The sequence below is a fragment of the Chitinophagaceae bacterium C216 genome (genome assembly GCA_028485475.2).
Classification (GTDB): Bacteria; Bacteroidota; Bacteroidia; order Chitinophagales; family Chitinophagaceae; genus Niabella; species Niabella composti.
Genome location: CP144143.1, coordinates 2,250,988 through 2,263,421, shown reverse-complemented (window position 1 = coordinate 2,263,421; position 12,434 = coordinate 2,250,988). Strand labels below are relative to the sequence as shown.

The 12,434-nt window shown below is 40.3% G+C and carries 9 protein-coding genes; 3 read left to right on the top strand and 6 right to left on the bottom strand.

What is annotated here, in order from left to right; translation table 11 throughout:
- The first annotated feature begins 19 nt into the window (after nt 1-19).
- Together panD and PIECOFPK_RS09720 are read left to right on the top strand one after the other, a co-directional pair.
- Complete coding sequence (gene panD / locus PIECOFPK_RS09725) at nt 20-364, top strand: aspartate 1-decarboxylase (protein ID WP_330975295.1); 345 nt, start codon at nt 20-22, stop codon at nt 362-364.
- 11 nt (nt 365-375) lie between these two features.
- Nucleotides 376-1,371 (top strand): lysylphosphatidylglycerol synthase transmembrane domain-containing protein, encoded by a 996-nt coding sequence (locus PIECOFPK_RS09720; protein WP_409965742.1) that lies wholly within the window; start codon nt 376-378, stop codon nt 1,369-1,371.
- A 9-nt stretch (nt 1,372-1,380) separates the two neighbouring features.
- Here PIECOFPK_RS09720 and PIECOFPK_RS09715 read toward each other — a convergent pair whose 3' ends face one another.
- The 6 genes from PIECOFPK_RS09715 to PIECOFPK_RS09690 form a co-directional block, all read right to left on the bottom strand.
- Nucleotides 1,381-2,769 carry an FHA domain-containing serine/threonine-protein kinase gene (locus PIECOFPK_RS09715; RefSeq protein WP_330975293.1) on the bottom strand — a complete coding sequence of 463 codons (1,389 nt, stop codon included), beginning with the start codon at nt 2,767-2,769 and terminating at the stop codon, nt 1,381-1,383.
- Between the two features lie 5 nt (nt 2,770-2,774).
- Entirely contained in the window at nt 2,775-3,635 is an 861-nt protein-coding gene (locus PIECOFPK_RS09710; protein WP_330975292.1) for a hypothetical protein, read from the bottom strand.
- Between the two features lie 31 nt (nt 3,636-3,666).
- A complete protein-coding gene (locus tag PIECOFPK_RS09705; RefSeq protein ID WP_409965741.1) occupies nt 3,667-7,719 on the bottom strand; it encodes an FtsW/RodA/SpoVE family cell cycle protein in 4,053 nt (1,350 codons plus the stop codon).
- Between the two features lies 1 nt (nt 7,720).
- A complete protein-coding gene (locus PIECOFPK_RS09700) occupies nt 7,721-8,815 on the bottom strand; it encodes a PP2C family protein-serine/threonine phosphatase (protein WP_409965740.1) in 1,095 nt (364 codons plus the stop codon).
- Nucleotides 8,816-8,913: 98 nt separating this feature from the next.
- Nucleotides 8,914-9,855 carry a hypothetical protein gene (locus tag PIECOFPK_RS09695; protein WP_330975289.1) on the bottom strand — a complete coding sequence of 314 codons (942 nt, stop codon included), beginning with the start codon at nt 9,853-9,855 and terminating at the stop codon, nt 8,914-8,916.
- A 12-nt stretch (nt 9,856-9,867) separates the two neighbouring features.
- Nucleotides 9,868-11,412, bottom strand: coding sequence for a serine/threonine-protein kinase (locus tag PIECOFPK_RS09690; RefSeq protein WP_409965739.1), 1,545 nt, complete (start codon nt 11,410-11,412; stop codon nt 9,868-9,870).
- 65 nt (nt 11,413-11,477) lie between these two features.
- On the opposite strand from PIECOFPK_RS09690, the gene PIECOFPK_RS09685 reads away from it, so the two are divergent.
- Nucleotides 11,478-12,431: a fructosamine kinase family protein gene (locus PIECOFPK_RS09685; RefSeq protein ID WP_409965738.1), complete on the top strand. Its 954-nt coding sequence runs from the start codon at nt 11,478-11,480 to the stop codon at nt 12,429-12,431.
- Nucleotides 12,432-12,434 lie beyond the last annotated feature (3 nt).

Sequence of the window (12,434 nt, the reverse complement as noted above, 5' to 3'; positions counted from 1 at the left end):
TAATTACCTTTGCGCAGCTATGCAAATAGAAGTTTTAAAATCCAAGATTCATCGCGTTACCCTTACTGAAGCTAACTTGGATTATATGGGGAGTATCACCATCGACGAGGATTTGATGGATGCTGCTGGTATTATTGAAAATGAGAAAGTACAAGTGGTTAATATCAATAATGGTGAGCGCCTCGAAACCTATGTGATTAAAGGGAAACGTGGCAGCGGCGCTATTTGCCTAAATGGACCTGCTGCCCGAAAAGGTATGGTCGGCGATATTGTGGTAATCATTTCCTATGCGATGATGGATTTCGAAGAAGCCAAAAAGCATAAGCCCACAGTCATTTTTCCCAAGCCCGGTAACCGATTATAACCCCATCATTAATGACGAAGCGACTTAAGACTATTCTGCAATACTGTCTTTTTCTCGGGTTAGGTATTTTTTTGATATGGTGGTCATTAAAAGATTTGACTGCCTCTGATAGACAAGAAATTACCCAATCTCTACAGAAAGGTAATTATGGGTACATCTTTCCTGGCCTCACTGTGCTTATACTTAGCCACTGGGTTCGAGCCTTGCGTTGGCGACTGCTGATGGAGCCTATGGGATATACCCCTTCTCGAGCCAATACCTTCTTTGCGGTGATGGTGGGATATTTAGCCAATCAAGCCGTACCCCGACTGGGTGAAGTACTACGATGCAGCACCCTCACACGCTATGAAAAAATCCCGTTTGATAAATTATTGGGCACTGTAATTTTAGAACGCATGGTTGATGCTATCAGCCTTCTGATTTTGTTAGGTTTAGCAATGATATCTCAACCATATCTTTATGATAGTATCATACAGACATTTTTTGCCGGGTCGGCCGAAAAACAGGAATCCGGTAGTATATTATGGTATTTTATAGGTGGACTGATTGTGCTACTGATAGTGGGAGGCATTTGGATGCGGATGACCAAAAGGAGCCTCAAGGATTTATTAAATGCTACGAAGAAGATAGGACTGCACGTCTGGCAGGGATTTATCACTATTAAAAATCTAAAAAGGCCTTGGACCTTTGTATTGTTAACCATTGCGTTGTGGTCGTTATATACACTTTGTGTATATACAGGCTTTTTGATGCTTCAGGAAACCAGTGGGTTTGGATGGAAAGAAGCTATCACCGTCTTATGTGCGGGGAGTCTGGGTATGATTGCTACGCCTGGAGGTATAGGTGCGTATGCTTTTTTGGTACAAAAAACCATGTTGCTTTATCAACTGAATAACGGTATGGGACTAGCCTTAGGTTGGATTTTGTGGTTTTTACAAACCGGTGCGGTGCTGATTTTCGGTGCCCTCAGCTTAATAGCGCTCCCTATTTATAATAAGAACAAATAATATTGCCAACTATTCTCTTCCTGTGTGAAAAATTATTTGCGTATTGCCAATCCAGAAAAAATCACCTTCCTTTAGTACTACCCGGTTATGAGGTTCCAGTCTACTGGTATTTTTATCGGTATTATAAAATGTTCCGTTCTTGCTGGGCACTGTATCTGTTAGATAGTAAATATCAGTTCCCGATGCATTATTGCGCTCGCGTATAATTTGACAATGATTTTTTGAAATAAACTTATCAGCTGTTTTAATGGCGAAATCAGCAAGGGGTGTGACAGCACTATCGTGCCAGCGACCGATAGTGGTTAACTCTTTTTCAATAAAATAATGTTGTGCGCCTGTGAGAAAATTGGGCACTACTTCCAGATAAGCCTGAGATAGTGGCGTAGGACTCGGCGCGTCGGGGTCTATATCAATAACCGGTTCAATCGATTTAGGTGTCTTTGGAATCTCTATATTGCCTTCCAAAGCATCGTAATAAAACTTACTTAACTCGCGTCCCGTTTTAAAGCGGTTTTGTGGATTTTTTTCCAAACATTTTTGTACCAATAACTCGAGCCATTCGGGAATATCACACTCTACGGTTGTATCAGCATCCATTCCTTCTTTTTCGCGAATCGCGTGCATGCGTTGTTCACAGATATCGGGGATGGCGGCTGTTTTATGCTTTTCCTCCAGTAATAGCATATCCCGATATTGCTTGTAATCCTTTACCGGAAAAGGAACAGATCCTGTCAGCAATTCATAAATAACAATTCCAAAGCTGTAGATATCGGAAGGTGTATCTACGATAGCTCCTGTCCATTTTTCAGGAGCCTTATATTCGGCCATCCCTTCCTCTTTTTTACTATGTCGTACAGCGTCCGGGTCGGTAAATGAAAGCCCAAAATCGATGAGTACATAGCGATAGCTTCCATCAGCGTTAGTGGTGCGAAGAATATTTTTAGGATTGATGTCGTTATGGATAACAACATTTCGCTTGAGAATAACAGAGTCCGTATGCTTTGCATCACCCCGCAGATAATAATGATGGCAATAGTTTAATGCATCGGCAATCTGCTCAATAATGCTCAGCGTTTCATCGATAGAGAAATATTTTTCTTGTTTTAAAAGTGTTTCAAGTGTTTCCCCTTCGATATATTCCATCTCCAGTGAAGGCTTATGATCGAGGATGTACTCACCATATACCTTCACAATGTTGGGATGATCCAACTTTTTCAGGATATCCACTTCCTCCTTAAAATCTTTATACTCTTTCTGAGATTCGTTTTCTATGGTAATATCCAATTGTTTTAATGCCACAATCTTTTGATCGGTCTTTCTACGGGCTTTAAATACGGCTGAAAAACCGCCATGGCCCAATACCTTAAGTATATCGTATGAAGAAACCAGTTCACGCATAATCCTTACTGATTGATTAAATGAAATTCCAGTACTACCTTATCATTGAAACAAATCGAATCACCGTCCCGCAGTACATGAGGTACAGCAGGATGGTTCACACTCACTCCTGAAAAATCATTCAAAGAAGTGTTGTATACTTTAATTTTATGAGAAGGGTTGTTCAAAAAACGTGAGCGATACAGCTTGTACGCCCCTTCTTCTTGATCAAAAGTGATACTGGCGTGTGAGCGACTTACATAACTATTGATTTTATACTTTTCTTCATCTACTTCTTCAATACCGATAAAGGCAATATCATTGTGGATTTTGGGGCCATTCTCTATTTTCGGATCTTTACATCTACCGATCAGGTAAGTTTTTCCCGTTGGCTCGAGAATGTATTCGGGCTCCCAAGTGATACCTTCTGTGGCCACAATCCGAGCTTTGATATGCTTCATCACCTCGGTAGGTGTCAATACTTCTACGCCTAGTCCCTTGGTGATTTTTGTTACCTGATTGACATGAGCCGATTGAGCAATTAACTTTATATGTAGGTCTTCTGCGTATTGTATACCTCTAGCCTTAAAAGCGCGCTTAATATGATTGGTGAATTCAGCATCTTGAATTAAAGCCTGAAGGCTTATGTTTTCAATAGCATTATCGGCAAAGGCTGAATGAAAGATAATACTAGATATTTTTACATTGCTATGCCCCAGCATTTTTATGCTGTTTACGATGGCGCCCATAGCAATTTCTTTAAGCTCTTCGATGTTCTCCAAAGGAGCTTCATGAGGTGGTGCGCCTTCCCCACTATCGACAAAATCATCATTGCCATTGAGCATATTAGATAATTGCTGAAATTTCTTTTTAAACCAATTGGTCATTGTTCTAGAATTTAAGAATTAATGCATCCTATTAAAGGTATCCTGCATTTTTTAATCTTTTCAAAATATGCACGGCCAGCTCTTTGGCGTGTTCCGAATTACCTATTTCTTCAATTCGTATTGCAAAAGCAATAGGTGCTCCTAGCTTCGGAGACGGTACATAGAAGGTGTACCATGCATCGGTTACCCGCTTTCGCACGGTTTTGCCATTTTGATTAATAATTTTATCTCGCTCCGGACTACCTGTCTTACCCCTAACATCCAAACCCGTTAGACTAGCTGTTGCCGCTGATTGCTCTTTCATAAAGGATGAAATATAAGTATAAGCCCCTTTATGCTTTGTAATACTAATAGCGGGGTCTTTAGTCATGGGTTGATTCCAGGCCTTATAAAGAAAACGCGCAGGTTGTAACGAATCTTTATTTGCTATGGCTGCAGTCATCTTTGCGATATGCAATGGGGTAGCCATCAACTCTCCTTGCCCCCATGCTAGGTCTGAGTAATGAGAGTGCAGCCTTTTTCGGGTATTGATTAGATGCTTGTTTTGGGTATTATAAATATTCTTACCAATGCTTGTAAAAGCATTCCATTCTTTAAAATATTTTTCGCTGTCATAATCTGCGGGACGTTTGAAATTAAATCCTCCCCGATTATGAATATTCATACCCAGCAAATCATACATATTAAACAAAGAGGCTTCCAGTTTTTTTTCATTAATTAATTTAATAAAATAAACATTGCTCGACTTCACGATGGCCTTACGCATGTCTACGTTTTCATTAGAAGGCTCATTGGAGCGGATGACTTCAGAAGGATACACAAAAAAGCTGAAGTTTACAGCATTTAATCCATATTGATTGATGGCTGCATAGGCGTCAATAATTTTCACCACGGAGCCGGGACGGGATGTATACGTAATTCCTAAGTCCTGTGGAACAACTATACGGTCATTAAAAATCTGTTTATAAATATTTCTATAATCTTCTGCATCAATGGCCCCGATTAACTTCAAATCCTTGTAAGAAGGCGCTGGATTTATGGCCGAAGCCAGTACGTCGCCTGTTTTTGCGTTCAATGCTATAACAGATGTTCTGAAATTTTTGAAAGGGGCCTGACTTTGAATAATTTGATTAATCGCGTGATTAAGGGTTACGTCTAATGATAACCATATGTCTTTTTCTTTTTTATTTTGGATATCTACCAATTTGCTGTTTTTACCAGCTTTGATAAATGAGGCTAGCGCACGATAATCATACAATGCCAGCTCACTTTCCTTCACTGTAGGTTCCAAGAACTTGTTCTCCTTATAGCGATACGATGTTTTCTTTATTATAGTATAGGTTACCTCAAATCCGCGTAAAGCTGTAAAATGACGAAACTCAGCTGCATAACCCGCGCTTTCCTCACGTGCAATTTCTTTGTTATAATCGCCCAACCAAAATAGTAAGTCTGCACCGAAAGGATAATACCTTTTTTGATTACGGTTCAATTGTTGCTGATACCATGTAGGATCAGCTCCTGCGATGAATAATTTTTGCTTATGCTTTCGAAGCTGTTCTTTGTCGGATGTTGCTAACAGTACACCGTTTTTATCATAAATATTACCGGGCTTAATTTCGCGTAACATAATGCCGATGCGGGGATTGTAGCTAAACTGCCAACTACCCTGCTTGTTAAGCACCAGCGCGGGTTTGGTGATATAGGTATCGGACTTGATTTGATACCAAATTAGTGTTCCGATGAAAATCAGCATGGTAGTGAAGAAGGTGAGCACGGCGTAAGCATTTACATTATCAAAATGCTTCTTAACGTACTCCATTTCCAGCTTATCCCCTCTTTCGTGCGACATGATGAGCACACCCAAAAAAGCAATTAGAGTAACCATCAGCCCCGCATTGCCTTTACTTAGGAAAGGTACAGATATTCCCGTAAGTGGTAGTAGCCCCAACGTGCCTGCTGTGATGATGATCAATTGTAACATAGTTGCAATGGCTATTCCAGCCATTACATAAAACATAAAGGGTTTACCTGTTCGACGTGCAGCAAGGATACAACGGTATACCAATAATCCGAACGCAATAAAAATAGCTATAAGCGCTACAATACCCAACTCCTCGCCTATGCTCTGCAGAATCATGTCGGTATGATAGGCAGGCATTACATTGGAAAAACCTTTACCCAATCCCTGCCCTAAAAATCCACCAGAGTTTAACGCCCAAACACCGTGTGCTACCTGATCGCCCCCTACCAGTTCATTTTCCCAAATATTAGCAAACATGCTATTACGGTCTGCCAGCCGCTGTGTAAAATGAAATGGTAGTGTGGCCAGTAGTATAAACGAAGCCATGATTAATGTAACAAAGAAAACAGACTCATGCTTTTTCTTACGATAGGCATATAAAAAGGTTCCGATGCATGCTGCCAGTGCAATCCAAGGCAATACATTAATGTTTTCTGTATTAAAGAATCTTGCCGCTATCCATAATACTATTCCGAAGCCACAAACTGCAGCGATGAGGTACGCAAATTCTCCTTTGGCAAAAGCGTAAAAAAATAAAAAGGTAAGACAAAGTACAATGGCCGGTCCCAGATCTCCTAATACCGCATAAATAAGGAGCAGGAAAAGGAACAAGGCAAACATGAGCAGGTTATGCTTTGTCAGCCATCGATTGTCGGGGATGTTTTTGAAATAGCCTTCGTTCGCTGTAAAGTAAGCCGCAAAAAAGATCACCATTAAATACTTCGAAAGCTCAGTCACCTGAAGTCCAAACAAGTTTACTTTTACACCACTTCCTTCAGGTCCGGTTCCGAATATAAGTAAGAGCAGCATGAGTCCGATGGCAGCAAATAGCCAAGTATACCCACGCGGAGCTTTTAAAGTCGCATATTCTTTGCCTAACGAAGCATATAGATAATGCAAGGGGTCGAACCAGCGGGAATGATAAAAACGATTGAAGGGGTTGTTTTTTATAAAAATAGCTAGCACCGCAAAAAACAACAGCACCGCTGCTGCACAGGCAGCCATTCCAGAGCCGTGCATCTCGTCTCTTAATGGATCCTGAATGCTGTACAGTACAATAATGCCAATTCCTAATATAAATTTTATTAAAGGTAATATAAACTCATCGCTACGATATTTACGCAAGTATAGTACTACATGCAACACCCAAAAAGCTGCTACGAATAAAGCCAAATAGCTGAAGAATTGTTTTTTAAATGTCTCAGGGGTACGTACAGTAAAGATTTTGTCTTCCTTAATCTGCTTGTATGCTACACGATCCAGTAGCCGCATTGTATGATGCTTGCCAGTGAAATTATAAATACGGTCTTTTTTAATGGATGCGGTTCCTTGTGATGGTCCAAACTCAAATCCGGGTTTTATGGCTATTACACTATAGTTGCCGGTGGGATCTAAATGCGTAAATTTATAATTCCCTTTTTCATCCGTACGGGCATAAAACACTGTTTGTATGGGGGACTGATAGGACAACGTGTCGAAATATACTTGAGGATAAATACGCTCCAGCTTTACTAAAATACCTTTATGGCTTACTGTATCAACACCAGTAAGTGACACATGGCCGGAAATACTTACTCCCTGTTCATTGCTAATGGCTACTTCTGTAGGGTATGGTGTAGGGTTGTTTAGTTCGCTATAATACAAAGCCGAATCCATTCCCAGATGAGCGATGGAATTAAGGAACCGTAATTTTCCTTCCTCGGTTCCGGTTTGAGCAAAAGCTATCGCCGATACCAGATAAGGATTTTTATTTAATGCACCCAAGTTGGGGAGAGCTCCTCGCTCGTCTATTTTATGTTTTAATTGTTTGTTGATAAAATTCACATAACGTTCATCCGAAAAATATCCTCCCTTGAGTAATGCTTTTTTAAGCTTCTCTTCATTTATCGGGTAAGATAAATGAATTACAGAACCATCTGCATATCCATCAGTAGCTTCTTTCAATGCACCTTTGATGTTGGAATAATAGGAAAGTGCCATTACCGAGAGAATCAGGGTAACGACTCCCAGTAATAAGCGCTCGGTGCTTCTTGAATAAAACGCTGTATGCTTTTTGCTAGGCATCTTAGTTATCTAATAAATTTTGTGAAGAACGCTCTCGAAATATAGTATCTGTGGCCTGTATGAGTGTATCATTGAAAAGTAAACTATCTGCTGTAGATAATGTGTCTTTTACGTAAATCGTATCATGCTTTACGTTTGCTCCGGGGAACAGCAGGTTTCTTGTTCCTGTCCAGTTTGCCAAGAATCCCACTAGGAATACTACCGGGAGTAACCACCACCACTCTTTTTTTTTACGCTTAGGTTGCACATTGGTAACACTAGGTTCTATATCTTCTGTTGATATTGGAACCTCGATCGTTCTTTTATATGTTTTCTTTTTGCCAGTAGCTTTTACCTCGTAAGTAGCTAGTCCTACGGTAATATTATCCTTGCCGCCCAACTCATTCGCTTTGTCAATCAGCAATTGAGCGCAGTGCACTAGATCTGCAGCGTTAGCGGATAATATATGACTAATGCCTTTTCGGGTTACTAGGTCGGTAAGACCATCACTGCATAAGAGTACAATATCGTTGGGAAAAAAGCTATGTTCAAATACATCCAGATAACCCTCACTATCATTGGCATCCAGCAGTTGCTCCCCTAGCATTTTGCTGATTTCATTACGTTGTGGGTGCTGCATAGCCTCTTCTTCCGTGATATAGCCATTGTCTTCTTTGAATCCAACGATAGAATGATCCTTTGTGAATTTGATGAGCTCGCCTTTGCGGAAGATATAACCGCGTGTATCACCTACATGTGCTACATACATCATTTCCTTTTCTGCATCCAGAATAGCCACGGTAAGTACACAACTCATACGCGGCAATTCGCCTGACTGGCGTTTCTGATAGATATTATTATTTGCATTGATTACGGCTTCTTTCAATAACTGAAGCGGTGCCCCGAAACTAAGTTGCTGCAGATAACTCTCGATAGTATTTTTCGCAATGGCAGCGGCTACTTCTCCACCTTCATATCCACCCACACCATCAATTACGCCTATTAACAAGGTAGAAGGCTTTCCCCACAGATGTCTTAGCCATACAAAGTTGTCTTCGTTCTGCTCACGTCTGCGGCCGATATCCGTTTGTACATGCGAAACAATAGTGCTGCTCATTTTCTATTTTTTGTTTGCAGATAAAAAACTAAAACAATAAATGCTATCAACAATAATGAAATCATATTTTTATAGATAGCGTTTCAAACAATCACCTTTTATACCTCAGCTTTAAAATCTAGCTGAAAAATACCACACACAATAGAGGATTCGCTTTTTAAAGGATGCCATACGGGGTTTTCGCCGATACGGCTTAATTCTAGCTTTTGCTCATTCACAAAAGCATCTGCAAAAAGCGCAATATAAAATAGCCTAGCGCTTTCTTCGTATTTAATCATAAAATGTTCCTTCTGTAAGCTACCCGTTGGTTCGTTAATACAAAGCAACGTAGGTGTTGTGGTAAGTCCCTCAATAGCTTTTGTAACTTTTAATATTTTCTCCCGCATGGGGAAACTATAACGCTGCTTATTAAGCACAAACTGTATGGTGGCCAACCGCTCTTTTTTAAGGGATTGAGAAGTATTATTGCTGATAGTAGGTGCCGGTTCTGCAGAAATTAATTCTCTGTTGAACTTAACTCTGAAATGTCCTTTGGCGAGAATATCGATGTTGGCAAACGTATTCGGATTAAGATCGTATTTAGAGTATTTGGAGTGTTTAGTACTTACCGATACTTTAATCTGCTCGGCAGAAAGCTCTGTCCAGGACTTTTCAGCAGTAGGCGCACTAATCACCTGTACGGTGCCCGGTTCTATTTCAGTGTTATCAATACCCTTTTCGGCCGGACAGTACTGAAAATCCCAGTAGTTGGCCAAAGGTTCGCAACGAGGATACTGACTTTTCATTTGATTGATGTATGCATAAAACTCATCCAGTATGCCTTCGGTAATGCCTGCTAGACGCAGTTCTGCATGACGATAATCCTCAGGGCGCATCAAAATCAAATAACTACAGTCGTACATCATGCGCCTATTAAAAGACTCTCGTTCTATGGTTTCCTTAAAAGAAGCTACAACCTGATCTACCAGCGCCTGATTGGTAAGCCTTATTTCAGACTCTTCGTCATCAGGGAAAAGCCATTTTTTAATCTTGTTAAGCATATAGTACTTGCTTTATGAAAGTTTCTCAATGCGACGTTCTACAATTCTTTCTATTTTATTGTTCTCCCCCACCACCAAGGATACATCGATATTATACAATATCCACTCATCTTCTTCGCGTTGCTTAATGCGATACAACATATTAAAATCTACATACACTTTTTGCTGTTGAGGGTGATGCGTGAATACATAGGATGCATCATCAATCACGGCTTCTGTAAACCGCCATTTGCCGTGATAGGAGGCGCATTCTTTTTGTATTTCGCTAATAGAAACATTGGATTTACTATAATACTGTTTTACCTCAGTGTCGAAAAAGCGAGATAAATTCTCACAATCACTCCTACTGCGGTAATAATTTTCAATCATGTTTTTAATAGCCTGTTCTTTCTGAATAGGATCTACACTGATAATAATCTCATCTACCCTACCATCTTCTTCCTGAGAAATAATCGTGTCGTTTAAATCATTGTAGGTATCGACAGGCTGTTCTTCGGGAATAATGACTGGAGTTTTAGGAATATTCTTTTTCTTACCGGTTTCTATTTGAGTTTCATTTTTAGCCTGTGAGTTGAACGCATTGAAATAGGCGGTAATTATATTATTCAATGCAAAGATTACCAGTGCCACAATAAACGTAACCAGCAAAAATGTTACTATAGAAGATCTTCTTTTCTGGCGCCTAATATAGGTATATGGAGACGGCGCTACAGGCGGTACTACATATTGCTCCTTATTATGTGATGGATTGATTACAATAGTCTCATCCCCACCAGCTACATTACCAATTTTTCGAAGCTCTTTTCTTTCTTCTGGATTTTTGTGAAAATAATCCGGTAATAAACTACGCCAAGGCTCTGGCAAAACGGCCGTATCTATATTTTTTCTGACAATACTTTCCTGAATCTCAAAATCGGAAACATTCTCATGCGGATAAGGTGGCCGGCCAGTCACCATTTGATAAAAGCTAACAGCTAAAGAATAAATATCGGTTTTAGGGGTTAGATTTTTAACATCATACACCTGTTCAGGGCTCATGTACATGAGGGTACCCATTCTCGACCCCGTTTGTGTTACCGTGATGTTATCTTTGATTTTAGCCACACCGAAATCGAGCAATTTGATTTTTCCTTCTTCTGTAACAAATAAATTCGAAGGCTTAATATCCCGGTGAATCACATGTTTGCGGTGCGTATATTGCAGAGCATCTACCAAATCGTTCCACCACTCTATCAATTGCTGATTGGAAAATCGTTCTCCATCTTTGAGTCGTTGCGCTACGTCCTTACCCTCCAGGTATTCCATTACCATACAAGGTCTTTCTCCGAGAATACCATAATCCATTATCGTCCGGATATGGGGATGGTCCAATCTCACCATCAGCTTGGCCTCATTCTCAAAACGCGCAACGATCTCCTTTTCTTCACAAAATTTTTTCAACAACACCTTTACAGCTGCAGGCTTCTGTAATATGTTTTCGGCATACCATACTTCGGCCATTCCTCCCTCGCCCAGCTTGTATTTTAAAATATATCCGTTGATATTTGCGTTTTCCATTCCTCCTTAAGTTACATAAATATATGATCCAAAGTACTTTTGAGTTCTACTTTTAATACACATATGTGCGTATTGTAACCTCCAAGATAGGCGAAACGGTCGCATTTTTGCTTAAAGAAAGTTATAAAAACGGTAAACGGTATATGGTTTTCGGTAAAACAACATTATCAGACAATTTTAGGAAGATTTTTGAAACTCAAAAATTGGACGTATCGCAGCTGCAATCTGTGCATGGAGGCGATATTAACGATGCCTATTGTGTATATACGCAAACAGGCAAATACTTTATGAAAATAAACCATGCGCGTAAATACCCTGAAATGTTTGCAAAGGAAGCTCAAGGATTGCAAGCACTTAGAAATAACAGTCAATTTACCGTACCCCGGGTTATTGCACACGGGGTGTCGGATGCCGATCAGTATTTGATTCTGGAGTGGATAGAACAGGGTCAGCCTAGGAAAGATTTTGCCCTGCATTTTGGCCGTAATCTGGCAGCCATGCACCAACTACAACAGCCTTATTTCGGCTTTGAAACCGATAATTATATCGGTAGTTTACCACAAGTAAATACGCAGCATGCTTCATGGAATACTTTTTATGCGCAATGTCGAATTTTGCCACTGGTAAAAATACTAGCAGATCAGGAGGCTTTTTCCGGGGCTGATGTAAAAAAGGCCGAACGATTTTGTGAACGTTTATCCGAGATCTTCCCCGAAGAGGCCCCTGCGCTATTGCATGGAGATTTGTGGAGTGGTAATTATTGTGTGACTGCTGATGGGTACGCCGCTATTTATGATCCCGCCGTGTATTATGGCCACAGAGAAATGGATTTGGGAATGACGCTGCTCTTTGGCGGATTTCCGCGAGCATTTTATGAGGCTTATCATGAATATTATCCGCTAGAACCTAACTGGCGAAAAAGAGTAGCCTATACCCAATTATATCCTCTACTGGTGCATGCCATCTTATTTGGGGGACATTATGTGCATGCTGTAAGAGAAACGCTAAGCGATTTTTAAATA

What these genes read in the sequence shown, in the direction of transcription:
- panD (WP_330975295.1), top strand. Translation starts at nt 20, where the DNA reads ATGCAAATAGAAGTTTTAAAATCCAAGATTCATCGCGTTACCCTTACT.
- PIECOFPK_RS09720 (WP_409965742.1), top strand. Translation starts at nt 376, where the DNA reads ATGACGAAGCGACTTAAGACTATTCTGCAATACTGTCTTTTTCTCGGG.
- PIECOFPK_RS09715 (WP_330975293.1), bottom strand. Translation starts at nt 2,769, where the DNA reads ATGCGTGAACTGGTTTCTTCATACGATATACTTAAGGTATTGGGCCAT.
- PIECOFPK_RS09710 (WP_330975292.1), bottom strand. Translation starts at nt 3,635, where the DNA reads ATGACCAATTGGTTTAAAAAGAAATTTCAGCAATTATCTAATATGCTC.
- PIECOFPK_RS09705 (WP_409965741.1), bottom strand. Translation starts at nt 7,719, where the DNA reads ATGCCTAGCAAAAAGCATACAGCGTTTTATTCAAGAAGCACCGAGCGC.
- PIECOFPK_RS09700 (WP_409965740.1), bottom strand. Translation starts at nt 8,815, where the DNA reads ATGAGCAGCACTATTGTTTCGCATGTACAAACGGATATCGGCCGCAGA.
- PIECOFPK_RS09695 (WP_330975289.1), bottom strand. Translation starts at nt 9,855, where the DNA reads ATGCTTAACAAGATTAAAAAATGGCTTTTCCCTGATGACGAAGAGTCT.
- PIECOFPK_RS09690 (WP_409965739.1), bottom strand. Translation starts at nt 11,412, where the DNA reads ATGGAAAACGCAAATATCAACGGATATATTTTAAAATACAAGCTGGGC.